Origin of the sequence: Streptomyces sp. MA5143a (assembly GCF_900290235.1) — a bacterium.
Taxonomy (GTDB): Bacteria; Actinomycetota; Actinomycetes; order Streptomycetales; family Streptomycetaceae; genus Streptomyces.
Genome location: NZ_OLMK01000050.1, coordinates 154,417 through 177,856 on the forward strand (window position 1 = coordinate 154,417; position 23,440 = coordinate 177,856).

Annotated in this window: 17 protein-coding genes and 1 riboswitch; of the genes, 16 read left to right on the top strand and 1 reads right to left on the bottom strand. The window is 71.6% G+C overall.

The features are described from left to right. Positions 1-36: 36 nt before the first annotated feature. The 16 genes from SMA5143A_RS23320 to SMA5143A_RS23395 all read left to right on the top strand — a co-directional run bounded on the left by SMA5143A_RS23320 (position 37) and on the right by SMA5143A_RS23395 (position 20,789). Positions 37-2,064: an N-6 DNA methylase gene (locus tag SMA5143A_RS23320; protein ID WP_107464797.1), complete on the top strand. Its 2,028-nt coding sequence runs from the start codon at positions 37-39 to the stop codon at positions 2,062-2,064. A gap of 217 nt (positions 2,065-2,281) precedes the next feature. Then, positions 2,282-2,899 (top strand): hypothetical protein, encoded by a 618-nt coding sequence (locus tag SMA5143A_RS23325; RefSeq protein WP_107464798.1) that lies wholly within the window; start codon positions 2,282-2,284, stop codon positions 2,897-2,899. A 38-nt stretch (positions 2,900-2,937) separates the two neighbouring features. Further along, complete coding sequence (locus tag SMA5143A_RS23330) at positions 2,938-4,431, top strand: serine/threonine-protein kinase (RefSeq protein ID WP_308812044.1); 1,494 nt, start codon at positions 2,938-2,940, stop codon at positions 4,429-4,431. Positions 4,432-4,563: 132 nt separating this feature from the next. Continuing rightward, positions 4,564-5,430, top strand: a complete 867-nt coding sequence (locus SMA5143A_RS23335; protein WP_107464800.1) for a glycoside hydrolase domain-containing protein — start codon at positions 4,564-4,566, stop codon at positions 5,428-5,430. A 181-nt stretch (positions 5,431-5,611) separates the two neighbouring features. Then, positions 5,612-6,280 (top strand): SurA N-terminal domain-containing protein, encoded by a 669-nt coding sequence (locus SMA5143A_RS23340; RefSeq protein WP_107464801.1) that lies wholly within the window; start codon positions 5,612-5,614, stop codon positions 6,278-6,280. Between the two features lie 165 nt (positions 6,281-6,445). Continuing rightward, on the top strand, positions 6,446-7,453 hold the full coding sequence (locus SMA5143A_RS23345; RefSeq protein WP_107464802.1) for a nucleoside triphosphate pyrophosphohydrolase: 1,008 nt from the start codon (positions 6,446-6,448) through the stop codon (positions 7,451-7,453). Between the two features lie 42 nt (positions 7,454-7,495). Beyond that, a complete protein-coding gene (locus SMA5143A_RS23350; protein ID WP_107464803.1) occupies positions 7,496-9,607 on the top strand; it encodes a tetratricopeptide repeat protein in 2,112 nt (703 codons plus the stop codon). A gap of 110 nt (positions 9,608-9,717) precedes the next feature. Next, positions 9,718-10,953 (top strand): cytochrome P450 family protein, encoded by a 1,236-nt coding sequence (locus SMA5143A_RS23355; RefSeq protein ID WP_107464920.1) that lies wholly within the window; start codon positions 9,718-9,720, stop codon positions 10,951-10,953. A 186-nt stretch (positions 10,954-11,139) separates the two neighbouring features. After that, positions 11,140-12,174: a LysM peptidoglycan-binding domain-containing protein gene (locus SMA5143A_RS23360; protein WP_107464804.1), complete on the top strand. Its 1,035-nt coding sequence runs from the start codon at positions 11,140-11,142 to the stop codon at positions 12,172-12,174. A gap of 176 nt (positions 12,175-12,350) precedes the next feature. Then, positions 12,351-12,550: riboswitch (cyclic di-AMP (ydaO/yuaA leader) on the top strand. A 4-nt stretch (positions 12,551-12,554) separates the two neighbouring features. Then, a complete protein-coding gene (locus tag SMA5143A_RS23365) occupies positions 12,555-13,247 on the top strand; it encodes a LysM peptidoglycan-binding domain-containing protein (protein WP_107464805.1) in 693 nt (230 codons plus the stop codon). A gap of 446 nt (positions 13,248-13,693) precedes the next feature. Then, positions 13,694-14,974 (top strand): phosphopyruvate hydratase, encoded by a 1,281-nt coding sequence (gene eno, locus SMA5143A_RS23370; RefSeq protein ID WP_013003053.1) that lies wholly within the window; start codon positions 13,694-13,696, stop codon positions 14,972-14,974. Between the two features lie 207 nt (positions 14,975-15,181). Then, positions 15,182-15,658 (top strand): FtsB family cell division protein, encoded by a 477-nt coding sequence (locus SMA5143A_RS23375; RefSeq protein ID WP_055540666.1) that lies wholly within the window; start codon positions 15,182-15,184, stop codon positions 15,656-15,658. A 33-nt stretch (positions 15,659-15,691) separates the two neighbouring features. Then, complete coding sequence (locus SMA5143A_RS23380) at positions 15,692-16,297, top strand: DUF501 domain-containing protein (protein WP_107464806.1); 606 nt, start codon at positions 15,692-15,694, stop codon at positions 16,295-16,297. Next, positions 16,294-17,235, top strand: coding sequence for a Ppx/GppA phosphatase family protein (locus tag SMA5143A_RS23385; RefSeq protein WP_107464807.1), 942 nt, complete (start codon positions 16,294-16,296; stop codon positions 17,233-17,235). The genes SMA5143A_RS23380 and SMA5143A_RS23385 overlap by 4 nt, the downstream gene beginning before the upstream one ends. 494 nt (positions 17,236-17,729) lie before the next feature. Further along, positions 17,730-19,115 carry an NAD(P)/FAD-dependent oxidoreductase gene (locus SMA5143A_RS23390; protein WP_099963778.1) on the top strand — a complete coding sequence of 462 codons (1,386 nt, stop codon included), beginning with the start codon at positions 17,730-17,732 and terminating at the stop codon, positions 19,113-19,115. A gap of 369 nt (positions 19,116-19,484) precedes the next feature. Beyond that, positions 19,485-20,789, top strand: coding sequence for an SAM-dependent methyltransferase (locus SMA5143A_RS23395; protein ID WP_107464808.1), 1,305 nt, complete (start codon positions 19,485-19,487; stop codon positions 20,787-20,789). A gap of 67 nt (positions 20,790-20,856) precedes the next feature. On the opposite strand, the gene SMA5143A_RS23400 is transcribed toward SMA5143A_RS23395, so the two are convergent. Continuing rightward, on the bottom strand, positions 20,857-23,394 hold the full coding sequence (locus SMA5143A_RS23400; RefSeq protein WP_107464809.1) for an ABC transporter permease: 2,538 nt from the start codon (positions 23,392-23,394) through the stop codon (positions 20,857-20,859). Positions 23,395-23,440 lie beyond the last annotated feature (46 nt).

Genomic DNA, 23,440 nt, shown 5'->3' on the forward strand with positions numbered 1-23,440 from the left:
CAACGCCACACACCAGGTACGAGGGGAGCCGGGCGCGTGCAGGACAACGGGACAGAGGTCACCGCCGCGGAGATCGCGCGGCTCGCCGGCGTCGGCCGCGCCGCCGTCAGCAACTGGCGCCGCCGCCACGCCGACTTCCCCAGGCCGGTCGGCGGTACGGAGACCAGCCCGTCCTTCGCGCTGACCGACGTCGAGGAGTGGCTGCGCAAGCAGGGCAAGCTCGCCGAGGTCCCGCTCAAGGAGCGGGTCTGGCAGCAGGTCACCGGCCACCCGGACGGCCCCGTCGCCGCCCTGGTGCACGCCGGCTGCGCCCTGCTGTACCTCCACGACCGGCCCCTGGCCTGGCTGGAGTCGAGCGCCACGGACGACGACGAACAGTTGGCCGACGGTCTGGCCGACCAGCTCGCACGGCTTCTCGGCCCGCGTTTCGGTCCGGACGGCGAGCCCGCCGTGCACGCACCCACGGCCGCCGAGCTGCGGCCCTCCGTTCCGCTGCTGCGGGGCGCCACCGAACTCGCGGCGGACCTGGGCGCACGGCAGACCTTCGAGTTCCTGCTGGCCCGCCATCTCGACGCCAACCCCCGCCAGTACACGCTCACTCCGGGCGGGCTGGCCGAGCTGATGGCCGAACTCGCCGGGCCCGCCCGCACCGTGTTCGACCCTGCCTGCGGCACCGGCGCACTCCTGCGCGCCGTCGCCCCCCGCCCCGGCCAGGAGCTCCACGGCCAGGACAGCGCCCCGGAACTGGCCGCCCTCACCGCGCTACGCCTCGCCCTGCGTACCAAGAGCGCCATCCGCACCGCCGCCGGGGACAGCCTCCGCGCGGACGCCCACCCACACCTCAGGGCCGAGGCGGTGCTCTGCCACCCGCCGTTCAACGAGCGCAACTGGGGCCACGACGAACTCGCCTACGACCCGCGCTGGGAGTACGGCTTCCCGGCCCGCACCGAATCCGAACTCGCCTGGGTGCAGCACGCGCTGGCCCGGCTGGAGGACGGCGGCACTGCCGTCCTGCTGATGCCGCCGGCCGTCGCGAGCCGCCGCTCCGGGCGCCGTATCCGCGCCGACCTGCTGCGCCGGGGCGCCCTGCGCGCCGTGATCGCCCTGCCCGTCGGCGCGGCACCCCCGTACAACATCCCACTGCACCTGTGGGTGCTGCGTCGGCCGGGCAGGACGCCGGCGCCGCCGGAGCTGCTGCTCGTGGACACCGGGCGGCTCGGCGCCGAGGGGCGGGGAGGCGTCGACTGGGCGGCGGTGACAGCCGCCGTGCAGGAGGCGTGGAAGCCGTTCGACCGCACCGGCGAGGCCGTGGCACGCCCTGGGCTGAGCCGTTCGATGCCGGTCATCGAACTGCTCGACGACGACGTGGACCTGGCCCCCGCCCGGCATCTGCCACCACCGGCCGCGGGCGGCGGAGCCGCGGAACTCGGCACCGTACGCGAACGCCTCGGCGAGACCCTGCGGCTGACCGCCGATCTCACGCCCCCGCTCGCCGACGAGACGCAGCCCCCGCGCTGGCCGCTCACCACCGTGGGGGAACTCGCGCGCGGTGGGGCCCTGTTGCTGCGCACCGGCGGGAACGGCCCCCACGCGCGGGTGCTCACCGACCATGACGTCCTCGCGGGCACGGCACCGTCGGGGACCCTCACCGAGACCGGGGAGGAGCCGGTGCTGGTGGAGCGCGGCGACATCGTCGTCCCCGTCCTCGGCGGCGGCGGGATCGCCCGCGTCGTCGACGAGGACACCGCCGGAGCCGCCCTCGGCCGCAACCTCACGCTCCTGCGCCCCGACCCGGCGGCGCTCGACGCGTGGTTCGTCGCCGGTTTCCTGCGCGGCACCGCCAACAGCCGCCAGGCCAGCAGTTACGCCTCCACCGCCAGCCGCCTCGACGTACGCCGCCTCCAACTGCCCCGGCTGCCCCTGGAGCAGCAGCGCCGCTACGGCGAGCGGTTCCGGGCCCTCGCCGCCTTCGAGGACGCGCTCCGCGAGGCGGGCCGCCTGGGCACCCGGCTCGTGCGCGGTATGTACGACGGACTGACGGACGGAACGGTCTCCCCGGACTGAAAACGACGAACTGCCCTTACGATCAGGTGGGTCCGCCGAACGAGCGTGTGGATCCGCCGGGACGAACGACACGGTTCCACCGGACGGAACCACTCCGCACCGGGCGGCGTGACCAGGACTGCAACGGTTGTCCACAACCCTGGACCGCCCGTCGTGGTCGACCTATACGCTCGGAACGACATCGCGGTCCACTTCCACCAGGCCTTCAGGAGCAGCCATGCACGGCCACGGCTACGCGCCGCAACAGCCCCCCGGCCCCTCGCAGGGGGCGCCGGTCACGCTGCGTGTGATCTTCGTGGTGGTCACCGTCATGAGCTGCGGCCTCCTCGGCTGGGCCAGCCTGTTGCGACTGGCCTCCGTCACCCGCAAACCGCGCGACTGGTTCCTGTTCGCCCTGGCGGTCGTGCACATCGTCGCGACGCTCTACATCATCGGCACCGACCCGGGCGAGGACGAGTTCACCACCTGGCGCGGCGACGTCGGCATGTCGATGCTGTTCGGCGGACTCGTGGCCACCGTCGCGTACTACCTGTACGCGGACATACGCCACTTCAGCCCGCCCCGCCCGGCCCCGCCCTCGGCGTACGCCCAGACCACGGTCTACTCCCAGCAGACGGGTTACAGCTACCCGCCGGTGCAGGTCCCGCAGCCGCAGCCCTACACCCCGGCCCCGCAGCCGCCCGTCCAGTCGCAGTCGACGCCGATCCCGGGTCCCCCCGTCCAGCCGGGGCCCGCGCCGGATCCGCAGCGACCCGGCCCGGCCCGCATCGACCAGGTGCGCGCCGAACTCGACGAGCTCAGTGACTATCTCCGCAGAAACGAAGGAGACCGGTGACCCAGGGGACCGGACGCCTGATCACCGGCCGCTACGAACTGTCCACCCTCATCGGGCAGGGCGGCATGGGCCAGGTGTGGACGGCGTACGACCAGCGCCTCGACCGGCGGGTGGCGGTCAAGCTGCTGCGCCCGGACAAGGTCGCCGGCCAGGAGGCCGACGAGCTGCGCCGCCGCTTCGTGCGCGAGTGCCGGGTCACGGCCCAGGTCGACCACCCCGGCCTGGTCACCGTGCACGACGCGGGCAGCGAGGGCGAGGAGCTGTTCCTCGTCATGCAGTACGTCGACGGGGCGGACCTCTCCGACCACCTCGCCGAGCACGACCCCTACCCGTGGCAGTGGACGGTCGCGGTCGCCGCCCAGCTGTGCGCGGTACTGTCCGCCGTGCACGCGGTGCCGATCATCCACCGCGACCTCAAGCCGCGGAACGTGATGGTCAAGCAGGACGGCACGGTCACCGTCCTCGACCTCGGTGTCGCCTCCGTGATGGACACCGACACCACCCGTCTCACCCACACCGGCTCGCCCATCGGCAGCCCCGCCTACATGGCCCCCGAGCAGGCCATGGGCGGCGCGGTCGGCCCGTACACCGACCTGTACGCCCTCGGTGTGCTGATGCACGAACTGCTCAGCGGGAACGTGCCGTTCACGGGCTCCACGGCCCTCGGCGTCCTCCACCGCCATCTGTACGAGCCGCCCGTCCCCGTCCGCCGTATCCGCCCCGAGGTCCCCGAGGCGCTGGAGACGCTGGTGCTGCGGCTGCTCTCCAAGGACCCGCAGCACCGCACGTCCTCCGCACAGGAGACCTACGAGCAGCTCCTGCCGCTGCTCCCGGCGCGCGGCATGCCCACGGGCTCGCCGCTCGACCCCACCCGCCCCTTCCTGCGCCCGCACGCCCCCTGGCCGGACCGTGCCCGGATCCCCGCGCCGCAGCCCTCCGCCGCCCCGGCGGAGGCCCCTTCCGTCGACAAGCCCGATGTCGCGGGCGCCGTCGACGAGGTCAAGCGGCTGCTCGGCGAGGGCCGCATCACCCAGGCCGTCGACATCCTCGGCGCGATCCTGCCGGCCGCCGCCGCCCAGCACGGCGAGCACTCACCTGTCGTGCGCACCCTGCGCAAGCAGTACGCGGCCACGCTCATGGACGACGGGCAGTACCGCCGCGCGCTGCCCGAGCTGCGCCGCCTCGCCGACGAGCGCGCCGCCGAGGCGGGCCAGGCCGACCCGCAGTCCCTGCGTTTCCGCTACGACTCCGCCCAGTGCCTCGAACAGCTCGGCGAACCCGCGGCGGCCCTCTCCGAGTACCGCTCGCTGCTGCCGTACTTCGAGAACCAGTACGTGGGCGGCGACCCCGAGCTGGCCCTCGACGTCCGCCGCCGCATAGGCCACCTGCTCCTCGCCCTCGGCGACCGGGGCGCCGCCCACGAGACCCTGGGCCGCCTCCTGCTGGACGTGGAGCGGCTGCGGGGCCCCGGCCATCCGCTGGCGGGGGAGGTCCGGCGGACCTTGCAGTGGCTGGGGCAGGTGCGCGGCTGACACCCACGGCGGGCATATGTTTTGCGCCGCCTTGGCCGAAGTTTGCCGCATCGCAGAGACGGTGTTTCCCGAACGCGGAGCCGACACCGCTTAGCTGTGCACACACACATCGATCAAGGGGTGGGGCCAACCATGTCCGACGGGACGACCAGCCGCAGACGGTCCGGGAAGCCGAGCCACCGGCAGTCCCACAAGCGCCGATACGTCGCCTGGACCGCGGCCGGGGCCGCCGTGCTCGTCGGGGCAGGCGTCGCCGCGCAGAACTCCCTCGCCACGACCACCGCCTGGCCGTCCGCGAAGGTCTACACCGGCCGCGCCTTCGACACCTGCACGGCACCGTCCCTGTCCGCGATGAAGGCATGGAACACCGGCTTCTACGGCGCGGCGGCCGTCTACATCGGCGGCAAGAACCGCGGCTGCGCCCAGCCCAACCTCACCGCGTCCTGGGTGAAGTCGGTCAACACCCTCGGCTGGAAGCTCGTCCCGCTCTACGTGGGCGCCCAGCCGCCCTGCCAGAGCGGCTCCAGCCCCGAGGTGATCACCGCGTCGACCGCCGCCTCCCAGGGCGCCGCCGACGGAGCCGACGCCGTCGCCAAGGCCGCCGCCCTCGGCATGAAGCCCGGCAGTGCCCTCTACCTCGACATGGAGGCGTACGACATCACGAACACGGCGTGCAACGACGCCGTCCTCACCTATGTCCGGGCCTGGCACAAGGCGCTCGGCGCCAAGCAGTACCGCTCCGGCTTCTACGGCTTCAGCAGCTCCAGCGCCAAGGCGGTCGCCACGGCCTCCGACCGCACGAACCTGCCGGGCAACCTCTGGTACGCCAAGTGGGACAAGGTCAACACGACGACCAGCGACTGGCCGTACGCCTCGACGCTGTACACCGGGCACCACCGGGCGCATCAGTACATGGTCAACAGCAAGGAGAGCCGCGGAGGCTACTCGATCACCGTCGACCGCGACGCGTGGGACGCGCCGGTGGCGATCGTCGGATAACCGGACGGTGAGACGGTCTGCGGCGCGGGGCGCGGGCCGGCGGGGGCGGCCTCGCGGTGCGGCGGTGCCGGAAGTCGGTGTGAATCGTTGGTCGAATGGCTGGCCGAGAGCAGGGCCACTGCCTACCATCGATCACCGCAAGACCTTGTGCACCGCCGCACAATCTCCTCGGGAGGCCAACTTGCACCGCCGTCGTCGCACCGCGCTCGTCCTCTCCGCCGCGATCGCCGCCGCGGCTCCCCTGCTGACCGCCTGCGGGAGCGACGCGCATCCCGGCGCCGCGGCCGTCGTGGGCAGCGAGCGGATCACGGTCGCGCAACTGGAGAACCGGGTGAACGACGTGCGCACCGCCCAGCGCGCCGCCAGCGGGGACGACGCCCAGTACCAGCGCCTCGTCGCCCAGACCGGCACCCTCACCCGCAACACGCTGAACGGCATGGTCCTGGAGAAGGTGCTCGACCGGGCGCTGGAAGACGCCGGCGTGACCGCCACCCGCAAGGAGGTCCAGAAGTACCGTTCCGACCTGGAGCACGAGGCGGGCGGCTCCGAGGCGCTGGAGGCGGCCTGGCTCCAGCAGTACAACGTCGCTCCCGAGCACCTGGAGGAGAGCCTCCGCAGCGACGTCGAGGTCCAGAAGCTCGCCACCGCGCTCGGCGCCGACATGAACAGCCCCGAGGGCGGCACCGTCTTCTGGAAGGCCATGGCCGACGCGTCCGGGAAACTCGGCGTCGACCTCAACCCGCGCTACGGCTCCTGGGGCGTCTCCCAGGACGGCCGCCTCGGCCTGGCCGACAGCAAGACACCCTGGGTCCGCGAGGTCACGAAGGCCACCCAGCAACAGCCGACCTGACCCACCCGACAAGGGGCCACCGGCCGTCGGCGCACCGCGGCCCGCCGCCCCACCGCGATACGCCGCCCCACCGCGATACGCCGTCCCCGGCCGCCGCCGCGCCCGACGCCCCCCTGCCTGTGGATAACTTCGGGGGGCGTCGGTGGCGTGGGTTACGTTCGTGGGGTGAACGCACACCGTCCCGACGACGACGCCCCCGACACCGCGGCCCCCGCCCCCGGCCCCGGCAGGGTCGTCCTGCTCACCACCAGCCACCGTGTCGCACCCGGTCTGCTCTCCTGGCCCGCCTGGCAGGCCCTGCGCGACGCCGACCGCGTCCTGTGCGCGGACGAGGCCCACCCGCAGCTGCCCTATCTGCGGGAGGCCGGCATCACGGTCGAGCAGGCCGCCCCGACCGCCGAGGACCTGGTCGACGCGTGCGCCGGCGACCGCACCGTGGTCGTCGTGGCGACCGCCGAGGGCGAACCCCGCCTCACCGACGGCCTGGCCCGCCTCGCCGGCTCCGGCCGCCTGCGCATGCCGTCACTGGAGCTCCTACCCGCCTCCTACGACCTCCCCGGCGCCCGCCTCCTCGACCTGATCCAGGTCATGGACCGCATCCGCGAGGAATGCCCCTGGTCCTCCCGCCAGACCCACAAGGGCCTCGCCAAGTACGGCATCGAGGAGGCCTACGAACTGGTGGAGGCGATCGAGGAGGGCGACCGGGACGAACTCCGCGAGGAACTGGGCGACGTCCTCCTCCAGGTCGTCTTCCACTCCCGGATCGCCGAGGAGGACCCCGAGGCGCCGTTCTCCATCGACGACGTCGCCGCCACCATCGTCACCAAGCTCATCCACCGCCACCCCCATGTCTTCGGCGACGCGACCGCCACCACCCCCGAGGAGGTCAAGGAGCACTGGCTGCGCACCAAGGCCGTCGAGAAGAGGCGCGAGTCGGTGACCGACGGCATACCCCTCGGCCAGCCCGGCCTGGCGCTCGCCTCGAAGCTCGCGTCCCGCGTCCGTACGGCCGGTTTGGACGTCCCGCTCCCCGCGGGCGACGGCATCGGATACGACCTGCTGGCGATGGCCGTGCGGGCCGAGGCCGAGGGCGTCGACCCGGAGGCGGCGCTCCGGGCGGCCGCCCGCTCGTATCGTGACGCCGTGCGGGCGGCCGAAGGGCTGAACGCTTAGTACCGTTGTCCTCACGGGTGGTCGCGACGTGTGGGGGCTTGAGTGGGTCGGGAGTCGGACGACGAGACCGGGGGCAAACGGTCGGTGGAGGCCGGCGGCAGCAGGTCCATCGCCGCCGGGGGCAACATCGGGAACGCCTTCACCGGCAACGTCAGCAACGGGATCTTCATCCAGGCCGGCCGCATCGGCCACCTCTCGCCCGGGCCCTCGGCCGGCGAACGCCCCGCCGGCACCCCCGAGGACCGCGCCACCGGCGTCGAGCACGACCGCCACGGCAGCGTGCTCGACCCGGCCGCGTGGCAGCCGGCCGGCGAGGTGGAGCCGCTGGAGTTCGGTGTGGGCCCGACCCGGCGCATACCGGGGCAGCCCGAGGTGCCGCCGTACGTGCCGCGCGACTGCGACGAGGCCCTGCGCGCCGAACTCGCGCACAGCGGACTGGTGCTGGTCCTCGGCGAACGGTACGTGGGCAAGTCGTACACGGCGTGGCACGGGGTGCGGTCGCTGGAGGGGTACCGGCTGTACATCCCGGACCCGGAGGAGGACCTGCGGAAGGTGCTCGCCGCGCTGAAGGGCGAGCCCGGCAAGTACGTCATCTGGCTGGACGAGTTGACCGACCACCTCGGCGAGGACGGGCTGGACCGGAGGCTGTTGGGGCGGCTCGCCGGCCTCGGCGTGGTCCTGCTCGGCACCATGCGCTCCGAGGAGTACTACCAGCGCCGGACGATGAGCGACCGCGTCGGCCTCGCCCTCGCCAAGGCCCGCGCGGTCGAGGTGCCGCAGGAGTGGAGCGAGGCCGAGCTGGACCGCCTCAAGGATGTCGACGACCCACGCGCGTACCCGGCGTACATGTGGAGCGGCAAGGAGGGCGCCGCGTCGTACTTCGCGATCGGCCACATGATGTACGACGAGTGGCGGCGGCCGGGCACGAGGCTGGAGCATCCGCGCGGACAGCTCCTGGTCCGGGCCGCCGTCGACCTGGCGCGGTGCGGAGTGAGGGGCGCCGTACCGACGGAGCTGCTCAGACAGGTGCAGGAGCAGTACGGCACGGAGGAACGCGAGTCGTTCGAGGACGCCCTCACCTGGGCCACCAGCCGCAAGTTCGGGGTCTCGGGCCTGCTCGTGGCCGGTGAGGAGCACCGCACCTGGCGGGCGTACGGGGCGCTCGTCGCGGAGGCGGAGGCCCTGCGCGCGGAGGACCTGCGCGCGGAGGACCTGGAACCGGTGCCGGACGGGGTGTGGTGGCTGCTGCTGGACGCGGCGGAGGGGGGTGCGCGGATCGACCGCGAGGCCGTGCTGGACGCGGCTCGCGCGGCGCTGCGCCCGCGGATCGAGGCGGGCGAACCGGACCTGATGGTCGCCCTCGCCGAACGTGTGGGCGGGGACGAACGCGCGGACCTGATCCGCCGGGCCGCGGAGGCAGGGCACCGCGAGGCGGCCGAGGAGTGGGCGGCGCATCTGGTGGACGCCGGGGACGAGGCGGCCGCGATCCGGTACCTGGAGATCGCCGCGCAGGCCGGAAGCGTCGAGGCGGCGCGGGAGGCGGGACGGTTGCACCGCGAGCGTGCCGAGCTGTGGCTGCGCACGGCCGCCGAGGCGGGGGACGGGGCGGCGGCGCACGAGCTGGGCGATCTGCTGCTGGGCTCCGGACAGGTTGAGTTGCGCTGGTTCGTCAAGGCGGTCCGGGCGGGTCACGAAGAGGCGGCCACAAGCCTGGGCCGGGCCCTGTACTACCGCAGGAGCAAGGACGCGGAGACCTGGCTCCGTCGTGGTGCCGCACTCGGCGACGCCCACGCCGTGCACGCGCTCGCCGCGTACCTGCACAGCGTCGGCGGCCACGACGAGGAGGTGGAGCGGCTGTTCCGCGAGGTCAAGGAAGCGGGCCACCCGGCCGGGGCCCGTCATCTCGGATCCTTCCTCCACAACACGGGCAACGGCTCCTCCGACGAGGGGCGGGACCTGCTCCAGCAGGACGCCGCACACGGCAGCGGCGACGCCGCCTACTGGCTGTCGCGGTACCTCCGCGAGCGCGGGGACACCGAAGAGGCCGACCAGTGGCTCCACAAGGCCGCCGACACGGACCACTACTACGCCATGCGCGACCTGGGCCTGCTGCCCGTACCCCCCGGCGACCAGCCCGATACCGTCGACGAGTGACCAACCAGCCCGGCCCGCCCCACTCCCAGCCCCAGCCGCAGCCGCACTCCCGGCCGCAGCCGGCCCCCGACCAGGCCGCCCCCGCCCCGGCCCCTGCCCCGGCCCCCGCCCTGTTCACCTGGGAGTTCGCCACCGACCCCTATCCCGCCTACGCCTGGCTCCGTGAGCACGCTCCCGTGCACCGTACGAAGCTGCCCAGCGGTGTGGAGGCCTGGCTGGTCACCCGGTACGCCGACGCCAAGCAGGCACTCGCCGACCAGCGTCTGTCCAAGAACCCGGCGCACCACGACGAGCCCGCGCACGCCAAGGGCAAGACCGGTATCCCCGGTGAGCGCAAGGCCGAGTTGATGACGCATCTGCTGAACATCGACCCGCCGGACCACACCCGGCTGCGCCGCCTCGTCTCCAAGGCATTCACGCCGCGCCGGGTCGCCGAGTTCGCCCCCAGGGTCCAGGAGCTGACGGACGACCTCATCGACCGGTTCGCGGAGAAGGGCGAGGCCGACCTCATCCACGAGTTCGCCTTCCCGCTGCCCATCTACGCGATCTGCGACCTGCTCGGCGTCCCCCGCGAGGACCAGGACGACTTCCGGGACTGGGCGGGCATGATGATCCGGCACGGCGGCGGGCCGCGCGGCGGGGTCGCGCGGTCGGTGAAGAAGATGCGCGGCTATCTCGCGGACCTCATCCACCGCAAGCGCGAGGCGCTGCCCGCCGAACCCGGCCCCGGCGAGGACCTCATCTCCGGCCTCATCCGCGCCTCGGACCACGGTGAGCACCTCACCGAGAACGAGGCCGCCGCCATGGCCTTCATCCTTCTGTTCGCCGGTTTCGAGACCACCGTCAACCTCATCGGCAACGGCACCTACGCCCTCCTCACCCACCCCGAGCAGCGCTCCCGCCTCCAGACCTCCCTCGCCGCGGGTGAGACCGCCCTGCTGGAGACCGGCGTCGAGGAACTCCTCCGCTACGACGGCCCCGTGGAGCTGGCCACCTGGCGGTTCGCCACACAGCCGCTCACCGTCGGCGGGCAGGACATCGCCCCCGGCGACCCGGTGCTGGTCGTCCTCGCGGCGGCCGACCGCGACCCGGCCCGCTTCGCCGACCCCGACACCCTCGACCTGTCCCGCCGCGACAACCAACACCTCGGCTACGGCCACGGCATCCACTACTGCCTGGGCGCGCCCCTCGCCCGCCTGGAGGGGCAGACCGCGCTGGCGACGCTCCTCACCCGGCTCCCCGACCTGCGGCTCGCCGCCGACCCGGCCGACCTGCGCTGGCGCGGCGGACTCATCATGCGCGGACTGCGCACCCTTCCCGTCGAGTTCACACCGCGTCAGGGCTGATGAACGGCCCGTACCCCTATCAGGAACAGTGACCGAAGGTGACACACCCTCAAGTTCGTGATCTTCACGTGATCTCCGCTGCATTAACTTGTGACAACTGATCGTCTATGGATACGTTCACACGTCAGTGCGAAGGGTCGTCACATCCCCCGCACAGATCTCTGCTGTCGTGTGAAAGGCAACCGCATGCTCTCCGGGAACGGTCGTCACCGTCGCCCCCGTCAGGCTCCGGCACTCCTCGTCGCGGCCGGAGTGACCGGCTCCGCCATCGCCATCCCGCTCCTCGGCGCCACGGGCGCCAGTGCGGCCAGCGGAACCACCTGGGACCAGGTGGCGGAGTGCGAGAGCGGCGGCTCCTGGAGCGCGGCCACCGGGAACGGGCGCTACGGCGGCCTCCAGATCTCCCAGGCCGACTGGGAGAACCACGGCGGTCTCGACTACGCGACCAGCCCCGACCGGGCCAGTCGTTCGCAGCAAATCGCGGTCGCCGAGAGAATCCTCGACGACCAGGGTGTGGGCGCCTGGTCGACCTGCGGACTCCTCCACAACCTCGACGGCGACTCCGCCTCGGCCGACGTGGACACCGGGGTGGCGGGAGATTCATTCAGTTCGGGTGATTCATCCGATTCATCCAGTTTGTCCGGCAACTCCACCAAGTCCGGCGACTCATCTGATTCTGCCGCATCATCGGATTCGTCCGGTTCGTCGGATTCATCCTCCCGTGCCTCCGAGGGCTCCACCAAGACCGACGCGGGTGCGGGTGACTCCTCCGAGTCCTCCCGGTCCTCGGACTCCGACCGCGTCGGCGGCTCGCGGGACTCCGGCAGCTCGGCCGAGGCCGACGCCGAGAGCGGCGACTCGGACAACTCCACGCCGGGCGACACCCCTTCCACCATTGACGATGCCGGCACCGGCAGCGGTCGCCACCGCGGCGCCAGCGCCGAGGAGGGCGTCCACACCGACGTGGCCGACTCCCGCGACGACGCCTCCACCGGCCGTCATGCCTCCCGCGGCGGCGACGCGTCCCGCGAGGTCGTCGACGGCTCGTACACCGTCCGCCCCGGGGACAATCTGACGGCCATCGCCGACTCCCTTGAGCTGAGCGGCGGGTGGCGGGGGCTGTACGCCGAGAACGAGGGCACGGTCGGAACCGACCCGGATCTCATCCTTCCCGGTCAGACCCTGGAAGTCGGTGCCGAAACGGGCGAAAAGCAGCGCTAGTTCGGGTCACGGTTCGCCCCTTAATGCCCGTTTTGATCTCGGTGGGAGATGAATCACAGACCCCCTGATCGTCTTTGAAATTCGGCGAATCACGTGTTTACGGTCGTGACCGCTCGCCACAGCGGGCCCTTGCGGTCGTCACGCCGAATCCTGCCGACGGCCGCTCGGAACAGTCGTCGCGTCAAGCGCCGTAGGCAGGAGCGGGGGACCCAAGGTTTGCGCCGGGTCCGGCGGTTGAGGCCCTTCGGGGTCACACCGCCGGGACCGGCTCGGGGTGAAGCCGCATCACGTGAGCCGGAAGGCGAGCGGGTGCGGCCGGGCAACTCAACCGGCCCGAACCCGACAGCTCACCTCGTAGGCGTCGGTGAGGGGATCACTCCATGCTGTTTTCCAGCAAGGGCAAGCACCGCCGTCCGTCCAAGGCCGCCCGCGCCATCGCCGTCGCCGGTGTCACCGGCGCCGCCGCGATGGCCGCCCCGCTCATCGCGGCCGGCAGCGCCTCCGCCGCCACCGCGTCCGAGTGGGACGCCGTCGCCCAGTGCGAGTCCGGCGGCGACTGGTCCATCAACACCGGCAACGGCTACTACGGCGGTCTGCAGTTCTCGGCCTCCACCTGGGCCGGTTACGGCGGCACGCAGTACGCCTCCACCGCCGACCAGGCCAGCAAGGCCCAGCAGATCGCCGTCGCCGAGAAGGTCCTCGCGAGCCAGGGCAAGGGTGCCTGGCCGGTCTGCGGCAAGGGCCTGTCCGGCGCCTCGTACGACGGTGCCGCCGCCTCCTCCGGCAACTCCGGCTCGAACTCCTCCTCTTCCTCGTCCTCTTCCTCCTCGCAGCAGGGCACGCAGGAGACCCGCGCCTCGCGGTCCTCCGAGCGCGCCACCGTCGAGACCCCGACCGGCAAGAAGGTCAAGAAGGGCGACGGCGAGTACAAGGTCGTCAGCGGTGACACCCTCAGCAGCATCGCCGCGAAGAAGAACGTCAAGGGTGGCTGGGAGAAGCTCTTCGAGCTGAACAAGGACATCATCGACGACGCCGACTTCATCTACCCCGGCCAGCAGCTCCACCTGAGCTGACGGCCGGTTCCGGACGGTCGCCGCGGCCGGGCCCTCGGGTCCGCCGCGGCCGGACCGGGACCGCGGGTTCGGCCGGGCCGAAAAAAGGCCGCTCCCCGGCTGAACCCGGGTCCGCCCACAGCCGTGTCCTCCTGAGTGAAGACCTCGTGAGGGCCGTCCCCCGTCCCCACGGGCTCCCCGCCCCGGTGCGCATTCCCCCGTACGCACCGGGGCGGGGTTTTTCTGTGTCCGGGGCGGCCGGGCTCCCCCTTCTGTTCACTTTCCCGCCCACCCCTCTGTTCACTTTCCCGCCCACCCCCCTTTGTTCCGGGTGGGAACAATGGGTACGGTCTGTCTGTCCACGGGACGGTCGGTCGGCTGCCGACGGCCCGGGGGCGGTTAGGCTCTAGTCGCAAGGCCCAAGCGGCCCCGCACAACCAGCGTCACATCCCATGAAGGAGATGCTCGTGCCGTCCATCGACGTCGTCGTAGCCCGGGAAATCCTCGACTCGCGAGGCAACCCCACCGTCGAGGTCGAGGTCGGCCTCGACGACGGCAGCACGGGTCGTGCCGCCGTTCCGTCCGGCGCCTCCACCGGTGCCTTCGAAGCCATCGAGCTGCGGGACGGCGACCCCAATCGCTACCTCGGCAAGGGTGTCGAGAAGGCCGTCCTCGCCGTGATCGAGCAGATCGGCCCGGAGCTCGTCGGCTACGACGCCACCGAGCAGCGCCTGATCGACCAGGCCATGTTCGACCTGGACGCCACCGACAACAAGGGTTCCCTCGGCGCCAACGCCATCCTCGGCGTCTCCCTCGCCGTCGCCCACGCCGCCTCCGAGGCCAGCGACCTCCCGCTCTTCCGCTACCTGGGCGGCCCGAACGCGCACCTGCTGCCCGTTCCGATGATGAACATCCTGAACGGCGGCTCGCACGCCGACTCCAACGTGGACATCCAGGAGTTCATGATCGCCCCCATCGGCGCGGAGTCGTTCTCCGAGGCCCTGCGCTGGGGCGCCGAGGTCTACCACACCCTCAAGAAGGTGCTGAAGACCAAGGGCCTGTCCACCGGCCTCGGCGACGAGGGCGGCTTCGCCCCGAACCTGGAGTCCAACCGCGCCGCCCTCGACCTCATCCTCGAGGCCATCAAGGAGGCCGGCTACACCCCCGGCGAGCAGATCGCCCTCGCGCTGGACGTCGCCGCCTCCGAGTTCTACAAGGACGGCGTCTACACCTTCGAGGGCAAGGAGCGCTCCGCCGCCGAGATGACGGAGTACTACGCCGACCTCGTCGCGTCGTACCCGCTCGTCTCCATCGAGGACCCGCTGTTCGAGGACGACTGGGCCGGCTGGAACACCATCACCGAGAAGCTGGGCGACAAGGTCCAGATCGTCGGCGACGACCTCTTCGTCACCAACCCCGAGCGCCTCGCCCGCGGTATCGAGGAGGGCTCGGCCAACGCCCTGCTCGTCAAGGTCAACCAGATCGGCTCGCTGACCGAGACCCTGGACGCCGTCGAGATGGCCCAGCGCAACGGCTTCAAGTGCATGATGTCCCACCGCTCCGGCGAGACCGAGGACGTCACCATCGCCGACCTCGCCGTCGCCGTGAACTGCGGCCAGATCAAGACCGGCGCCCCGGCCCGCTCGGACCGCGTCGCCAAGTACAACCAGCTGCTGCGCATCGAGGAGATCCTCGACGACGCCGCGGTGTACGCCGGCCGCAGCGCCTTCCCGCGCTTCAAGGGCTGACCTGCCTTCCCGGCGTCCGCTCTGCGGACCACGGGCACAGCAAGGGCTGACCTGCCTTCCCGGCGTCCGCTCTGCGGACCACGGGCACAGCAAGGGCTGACCCCGTAGGGCGGCAGTAGGAAGCGTCGCACGTACGTCCCCGTACCCGGTCCCGTACCGTGTGCGGGGACGTACGCACGTAGGGCCCGTAGGAAGGGGAAGTGGGACATGCCCGTGAAGGACCGGGACCGTTTCTCCACCGCGACCCGGCTGAAGCTGCTCGGCGAGCAGACGGCCGCCCGGGTCTACCGCTCCCAGACCCGGCGCCAGGCCCGCCGCTCCCGGCTCACCGGCCGGGCCGCGCTGCTCGCCCTCGTCCTCTGCTCGATGATCGTGGCCCTCGCCTATCCCATAAGGCAGTACGTCTCCCAGCGTGCCGAGATCGCCGACATGCGGCGCCAGCGCCAGGAGGCGCGCGAGCGCGTCGAGGAGCTGCGCGACCTCAAGGCGCGCTGGCAGGACGACGCGTACGCCGAGCAGCGCATCCGGGAGCGGCTGCACTACGTCATGCCGGGCGAGACCGGCTACACCATGATCGACCCGGACGCGGCGAAGCAGTCCCGCACGACGCAGGGGGCGGCCCACCTCCCCTGGTACACCAACGTCTGGGACGGGGTCGACAAGGCCGACGCCGCCGCCCAGTAACCGACCAGAGCTCCAGAGGACTTACGTACAGGTATGGACACGCCCCCGCCCTCCACCCCGCGCACCGAGCCCACCGACGCGGACGTCGAGGCCTTCCAGCAGCAGCTCGGACGCCCGCCGCGCGGACTGCGCGCGATCGCGCACCGCTGCCCGTGCGGGCAGCCGGACGTCGTCGAGACGGCGCCGCGCCTGCCGGACGGGACGCCGTTCCCGACGACGTACTACCTGACGTGTCCGCGGGCCGCCTCCGCGATCGGCACGCTGGAGGCGAACGGCGTGATGAAGGAGATGACGGAGCGGCTGGCGACGGACTCCGAACTCGCCGCCGCCTACCGGGCCGCCCACGAGGACTACATCGCCCGCCGGGACGAGATCGAGGTCCTGGAGGGCTTCCCGAGCGCGGGTGGCATGCCGGACCGGGTGAAGTGCCTGCACGTCCTCGTGGCGCACTCGCTGGCCGCCGGCCCCGGGGTGAACCCGCTGGGCGACGAGGCGATCGCGATGCTGCCGGAGTGGTGGGCGAAGGGACCGTGCGTGGTTCCCGCGGGGCCGCCGGCAGGTGAGGGCTGGGATGTGGACGCGAGCGAGTCCGGCTACTTCGCGTCCAAGCCCGTCGACCCGGAGGAGGACGCCCAGTGACCCGTGTCGCCGCCATCGACTGCGGTACCAACTCCATCCGGCTGCTCGTCGCGGACGCCGACCCCGCCTCGGGTGAACTTGTCGATCTGGAGCGCCGGATGACGATCGTCCGGCTCGGCCAGGGCGTCGACCGCACGGGCCGGCTGGCGCCCGAGGCGCTGCAAAGGACGTTCGCCGCGTGCCGGGAGTACGCGGCGGTCATCAAGGAACTGGGCGCCGAGCGGCTGCGGTTCGTCGCGACGTCCGCCTCGCGGGACGCGGAGAACAGGGACGAGTTCGTCCGGGGCGTCATGGACATCCTCGGGGTCGAGCCCGAGGTGATCTCCGGTGACCAGGAGGCCGAGTTCTCCTTCACCGGCGCCACCAAGGAGCTGCTGGGCCGGGACGATCTGGTCAAGCCGTTCCTGGTGGTGGACATCGGCGGCGGCTCCACGGAGTTCGTCGTCGGCGACGACCACGTGCGCGCCGCGCGCTCCGTGGACATCGGCTGCGTGCGGATGACGGAGCGCCACCTCGTCCGGGACGGCGCCGTCGTCGATCCCCCCGGCCCCGAGGAGATCGCGGCCGTCCGCGCCGACATCGAGGCCGCCCTGGACCTCGCGGAGCGGACCGTGCCGCTGCGCGAGGCGCACACCCTCGTGGGGCTCGCCGGCTCGGTCACGACGCTGTCCGCGATCGCCCAGGACCTCCCCGCGTACGACTCGACGGCCATCCACCACTCCCGGGTCCCCTACGAGCGCGTCCGGGACATCACCGAGGGGCTGCTGCGCTCCACGCACGCCGAGCGGGCCGCGATCCCGTCGATGCACCCCGGCCGGGTGGACGTGATCGCTGCCGGCGCGCTCGTCCTGCTCGCCATCATGGAGCGGATCGGGGCCGCGGAGGTCGTGGTGAGCGAGCACGACATCCTCGACGGAATCGCCTGGTCCGTCGCGTAGCGCAGCGCCGGAAAACGAGTGCCCTCCCGGCGGGGTCGGGGCGCTTGTGAGGACCTGTTTACTACTCGCCGGTAGTCTCGGTTGAGCTGTTCGGATAACGTATGAGCGCCTCCGAGGGGTGCTCGGGCACCCCTCGTTGACGCACCGCCGGGAAACTTCGTGAAGTTCTTCACAAGAGAATCGGCCCTGTTGGGCGACCTTTTGAGGCTGTGCAGAGCCTTCGGGGGCTCCAAGGGGTCCAGAGGGTGCCTCCGAACGGCCTCCGGGGGGTACTCGTCCGAGTGAAAACCGGGGCCCGATCGGAGTGTCGGCGAGGGGTCCGCGGAGCCGGAAGGGCAGTTCACGCGGCATTGACAACGGTCGGCCGTACGGTGGGGTTCCCCTGGCGGACGACAACCTGGAAGACGAGGGCCGCGCAGTGTAGCAGAGGGCCTGGGGAAGCTTGTGAAGGGGCGCACGAGCACCCCCCGGATGGCGGGTACATACTCGATGGCATGAGCACCACGGAGCGTCCCAGGATCCTCGTAGTAGGCGGTGGGTACGTAGGCCTGTACGCAGCTCGGCGCATCCTCAAGAAGATGCGCTACGGAGAGGCGACCGTCACGGTCGTCGACCCCCGGTCGTACATGACCTACCAGCCCTTCCTCCCCGAAGCCGCCGCCGGCAGCATCTCCCCGCGGCATGTCGTCGTCCCGCTGCGACGCGTGCTGCCCAAGGCGGAGGTCCTCACCGGTCGGGTCACCACCATCGACCAGGACCGCAAGGTCGCCACCGTCGCGCCGCTGGTCGGCGAGGCGTACGAGCTGCCCTTCGACTACCTGGTGATCGCGCTCGGCGCCGTCTCCCGCACCTTCCCGATCCCCGGCCTCGCCGAGCAGGGCATCGGCATGAAGGGCATCGAGGAGGCCATCGGTCTGCGCAACCACGTGCTGGAGCAGCTCGACAAGGCCGACTCCACGACCGACGAGGACGTCCGCCGCAAGGCGCTGACCTTCGTCTTCGTGGGCGGTGGCTTCGCCGGCGCGGAGACCATCGGCGAGGTCGAGGACATGGCCCGCGACGCCGCGAAGTACTACAAGAGCGTGTCCCGCGAGGACATGCGGTTCGTGCTCGTCGACGCCGCCGACAAGATCCTCCCCGAGGTCGGCCCGAAGCTCGGCACGTACGGCAAGGAGCACCTGGAGGGCCGTGGGGTCGAGGTCTACCTCAACACCTCCATGGAGTCCTGCGTCGACGGCCACGTCGTGCTGAAGAACGGCCTGGAGGTCGACTCCAACACGATCGTCTGGACCGCCGGCGTCAAGCCGAACCCGGTCCTCTCCCGCTACGGTCTGCCGCTCGGCCCCCGCGGCCACGTGGACACCGCCCCGACCCTCCAGGTCCAGGGCACGGACTACATCTGGGCCGCCGGCGACAACGCGCAGGTCCCGGACGTCGCCGCCCGCAAGGCCGGCGTCGAGAACGCCTGGTGCCCGCCGAACGCGCAGCACGCGCTGCGTCAGGCGAAGGTCCTCGGCGACAACGTGGTCTCCGGTATGCGGGGCTTCCCGCAGAAGGAGTACGCGCACTCCAACAAGGGCGCGGTGGCGGGTCTCGGCCTGCACAAGGGCGTCGCGATGATCGTCATGGGCAAGATGAAGATCAAGCTCAAGGGTCGTCTCGCCTGGTACATGCACCGTGGCTACCACGGGCTGGCCATGCCGACGTGGAACCGCAAGATCCGGGTCTTCGCGGACTGGACGCTCGCGATGTTCCTCAAGCGTGAGGTGGTCTCGCTGGGCGCCATCGAGACCCCGCGTGAGGAGTTCTACGAGGCGGCCAAGCCGGCGCCCGTCGCTGCCGCTCCGGCTAAGACCGAGGAGAAGGCCAAGGCCTCCTGACCTCTGTCGGTCACCTCTTTGCTCGACCCGAAGGACCTTCCGCCATCCGTGGTGCGGGGGGTCCTTCGGCGTTTCCGGGGGCGCCCAATAGCTCGGGGGCGCGCTGTCGGTTCGGCGGGTGCGGGTGCGTTGTGGTTTCTCGCGCAGTTCCCCGCGCCCCTGAAAAGCGTCCGGGGCTGCGCCCCGTGCTTTTCAGGATGACGGGGTGGGCCACAGGCCCAACCCTTCAGGGGCGCGGGGAACTGCGCGAACAACCCCCACTCACCCGCGGGCGAACAACACACCCCCTGACGGGACTACGGCGGAGCCCCGACCGTGTTTACCGTGGCGTTGGACATTCCGGGATCTGTTGTCACGGAGGTGTGCGCCATGCAGGACGCCGCGTCGCGGCTGAAGACCCTGCTCGAGCAGGTGATCGGGACCCCGCTCCCGGTCCGGCTTCGGGCGTGGGACGGTTCGGAGGCCGGCCCCCCTCAGGCCCCCGCGCTGGTGGTACGGAACCGCAGGGCCCTGCGCCGGCTGCTGTGGAAGCCGGGAGAGCTGGGCCTCGCCCGCGCCTGGGTCGCCGGTGACCTGGGCGTCGAGGGGGACCTGTACGCCGTACTGGACCTGATGGCCGGGCATGTGTGGGAGCGGGACGACGACTCCCGGAGCCTCGCCGACGCCCTGCGGGACCCGGAGGCCCGCGCGGCCGTCCGGGGGCTGCTGAAGCTGGCCGGCCCCGCCGTGCTGGTGCCGCCCGAGCCACCCCGCGAGGAGGTGCGCAGATCCCGTCATCTGCACACCAGACGCACCGACAAACGGGCCGTCAGCCACCACTACGACGTCGGCAACGACTTCTACGAGATCGTCCTCGGCCCGTCCATGGTGTACTCCTGCGCCTTCTGGGAGACCGACGACGGCACCACCACCCTCGAAACCGCCCAGCGCGACAAGCTCGACCTCATCTGCCGCAAGCTCGCCCTCGCACCGGGGCAGCGCCTCCTCGACGTCGGCTGCGGCTGGGGCTCCATGGCCGTGCACGCCGCCCGCGAGTACGGCGTGCGCGTCGTCGGCGTCACCCTCTCCCAGGAACAGGCCGCGTACGCCCGCAAACGCGTCGCTGACGAGGGGCTGACCGACCGGATCGAGATCCGCGTCCAGGACTACCGGGACGTCACCGACGGGCCCTACGACGCCATCTCCTCCATCGGTATGGCCGAACACGTCGGCGCCGCCACGTACCTGGAGTACGCCGAGAACCTGTACGCCCTCCTCCGGCCCGGCGGACGGCTCCTCAACCACCAGATCTCACGACGGCCGCAGTCCGACGAGAGCGCGTACTCCATCGACGGGTTCATCGACGCGTACGTCTTCCCCGACGGTGAACTCGCCCCCATCGGCACCACCGTGACCCAGCTCGAACGCGCCGGGTTCGAGGTCCGCGACGTGGAGTCCCTGCGCGAGCACTACAACCTCACGCTGCGCGCCTGGGTCGCGAACCTCGAAGCCCAGTGGTCCCGGGCCGTCGCCCTCGCCGGACCCGGCCGGGCCCGCGTGTGGCGCCTGTACATGGCCGCCTGCGCCGTGGGCTTCGAACGCAACCGCCTCGGCGTCAACCAGGTGCTCGCCGTGCGGACGCCGGAAGGGGGTGCCTCGGGGCTGCCGCTCAGGACCCGCACCTGGGGCGGCTGACCGCCCGTACGCCCGCGGGGCCCGTTCCGGGAAGGAACGGGCCCCGCGGTCTGCCGTGGCGGCGCCGCTACTCCGCCTTGATCGCGGCCAGCATGTTCAGCTTCGCCGCGCGCCGAGCCGGCCACATCGCGGCCAGGACGCCCACCGTGCCGGCCAGCAGCAGGAAGACACCCATCCGGGCCCAGGGCAGGACCAGTTCGTACGTCGGCATCCGGGAGGCGACCAGTTCACCGGCCGCCCAGCCGAAGAAGACACCGAGACCGATGCCGAGGACACCGCCGAACAGGGAGATGACCAGGGACTCCAGACGGACCATCCGCTTGATGTTGCGGCGGTCGAGGCCGATCGCGCGGAGCATGCCGATCTCCTGGGACCGCTCGAAGACGGACATGGCCAGCGTGTTGATGACACCGAGGACCGCGACGATCACCGCCATGGCCAGCAGGCCGTACAGCAGGTTCAGCATCAGCGTGAACATCTGGGCGATGTCGGCGGAGAGGTCGTCGCCGTCCTGGATCTTGATCGCCGGGTTGTCGCCGAGGGTCTTCGCCAGCCGGTCCTTGGCGGCGTCCGAGGCACCGGACGCCGTCTTCACCATGACCATCATGTCGGCCGGGCGGGTGTCGGCGGGCAGCCGCCGCTCCAGTGTCCTGTTGTCCAGGAGGATGCCCCGGATCAGTTCGTTGGCCTCGTAGACCCCGGCCACGGTCAGCTTCTGCCGCTCGCCGCCCTCGAAGCCGGCGGTGAACGACGTCCCGGCCTTCCAGCCGTTCCGCCGCGCTGTCTCCGTGTCCACCACGACCTCGGAGCCGCCGACCCGGAACGCCCCGCTGTCGACGGCGAACTTCGTCAGCTCGCCGATCGCGCCGCCGTTGACGCCGGTGATGTACTCCGTCTGTCCGTCGATGCGGGACTCGGCGTTGCGCAGCGGCGAGACCGCTGTGACGCCCTCCGTGCCGGAGAGCTTCTTCTCCACGTCGGGGGAGAGGTAGCTGCCGTTGGCCATGGAGACGACGTAGTCCGCCTTGATGGAGTCGGCGGCCATCTTGCCGATGGCGGTCTGGAGGCTCCCCGCCATCACCGTCATACCGGTGATCAGGGTGAGACCGATCATCAGGGCCGAGGCCGTGGCGGCGGTGCGGCGCGGGTTGCGCACCGAGTTCTGCCGGGCGAGCTTGCCGGAGACCCCGAAGACGCGCAGCACCGGGGCGGCGGCCGCGATCAGCGGGCGGGACAGCAGCGGCGTCAGCACGAACACCCCGAGGATCAGCAGCACCGCGCCGATCCCCATCGGGGCCTGGCCGTCCGAGCCCTCCAGCGTCGTGGCGTACAGGACGGTGGCGACGCCCGCGCCGGAGAACAGCGCGCCGATCGTGTTCCGTACGACGAGGGACCTGGTCGTGGCCTGCGCGTGCACGCTGCTCATCGCCGCCACCGGCGGGATCTTCGCCGCGCGGCGACCCGGCAGCCAGGCCGCCAGCATGGTGATCAGCACACCGACCAGCAGGGCCGTGACGACGGTGCCGGGGGTGACCACCAGCGGGCCGTCGGGGACGGTCTCGCCGAGCGTGCTGATCAGCCCCCGCATCGCGGCGCCGATGCCGACGCCGACGGCCAGACCGGTGACCGCGGCGACCGTGCCCACCACGAACGCCTCGATCAGCACCGAACGGGTCACCTGGCGGCGGGAGGCGCCCACCGCCCGCAGCAGGGCCAGCTCCTTGGTGCGCTGGGCGACCAGCATCGTGAAGGTGTTGGCGATGATGAACGTGCCCACGAACAGGGCGATGCCGGCGAAGACCAGCAGACCGTTCTTCAGGCCGCTCATGGACGCGGCGATCTGCGTGGCCTGCTGGGAGGCGAGCTGCTGACCGGTGATTGTGGTGGCGACGTCCTCGGGGACGACCTTGTCGATGGCCGACCGGAGCCGGTCCTGGCTGGTGCCGGGGGCCGCGGTCACGGTGATCTCGTCGTACGTGCCCGGGCTGTGGAACAGCTTCTGCGCGGTCGCCGTGTCGAACAGGGTGAGGCTGCCGCCGGCGGCGACGTTGCCGTCGTCCGTGCGGAAGACGCCGCTGACGGTGGGGCTGAGCACCGGGCCGTCCACGGACAGCCGGACGGTGTCGCCGACCTCGTACCCGGCGCGCTCGGCGGTCTTCGCGTCGATGGCGATCTCGTTCGGGCCGCGGGGCGCGCGGCCCTCCTCGATCGGGTACCGGGGGTCGTCCTTGCCCCAGTAGTTCCCGCCCTGGGACTGGAAGCCGCCGCCGATCAGCTTGCCGTCCTTGTCGGCGAGCGCGGTGAAGCCGCTGACGACCCCGGTCGCGGACTCGGCGCCGGGCACCTTCCCGACCTTCCTCAGCAACTCCGGCGTCAGCTTCGGCTGCTCGGCGATCCGGTCGCCCTCGTCCGGGCGGTACGCCTGCTGGACCGCGACGTCCACCTGGTCGAAGCCCTTGGCGGAACTCTTCTGGTAGGCCTCCGAGATGGTGTTTGTGAAGACCAGCGTCCCCGACACGAAGGCGACGCCCAGCATCACGGCGAGCACGGTCATCAGGAGTCTGGCCTTGTGCGCGAGCACGTTGCGCAGGGCGGTACGGAACATGAAAGGGGTCCCTGTTCGGGGTCGGGTGGTGAGGTGGACGGGTCGG

Coding starts and splice junctions, on each gene's coding strand:
- SMA5143A_RS23380 (WP_107464806.1), top strand. CDS start 15,692: ATGGACACGCCCCCGCCCTCCACCCCGCGCACCGAGCCCACCGACGCG.
- SMA5143A_RS23400 (WP_107464809.1), bottom strand. CDS start 23,394: ATGTTCCGTACCGCCCTGCGCAACGTGCTCGCGCACAAGGCCAGACTC.
- SMA5143A_RS23325 (WP_107464798.1), top strand. CDS start 2,282: ATGCACGGCCACGGCTACGCGCCGCAACAGCCCCCCGGCCCCTCGCAG.
- SMA5143A_RS23390 (WP_099963778.1), top strand. CDS start 17,730: ATGAGCACCACGGAGCGTCCCAGGATCCTCGTAGTAGGCGGTGGGTAC.
- SMA5143A_RS23375 (WP_055540666.1), top strand. CDS start 15,182: ATGCCCGTGAAGGACCGGGACCGTTTCTCCACCGCGACCCGGCTGAAG.
- SMA5143A_RS23335 (WP_107464800.1), top strand. CDS start 4,564: ATGTCCGACGGGACGACCAGCCGCAGACGGTCCGGGAAGCCGAGCCAC.
- SMA5143A_RS23395 (WP_107464808.1), top strand. CDS start 19,485: ATGCAGGACGCCGCGTCGCGGCTGAAGACCCTGCTCGAGCAGGTGATC.
- SMA5143A_RS23365 (WP_107464805.1), top strand. CDS start 12,555: ATGCTGTTTTCCAGCAAGGGCAAGCACCGCCGTCCGTCCAAGGCCGCC.
- SMA5143A_RS23360 (WP_107464804.1), top strand. CDS start 11,140: ATGCTCTCCGGGAACGGTCGTCACCGTCGCCCCCGTCAGGCTCCGGCA.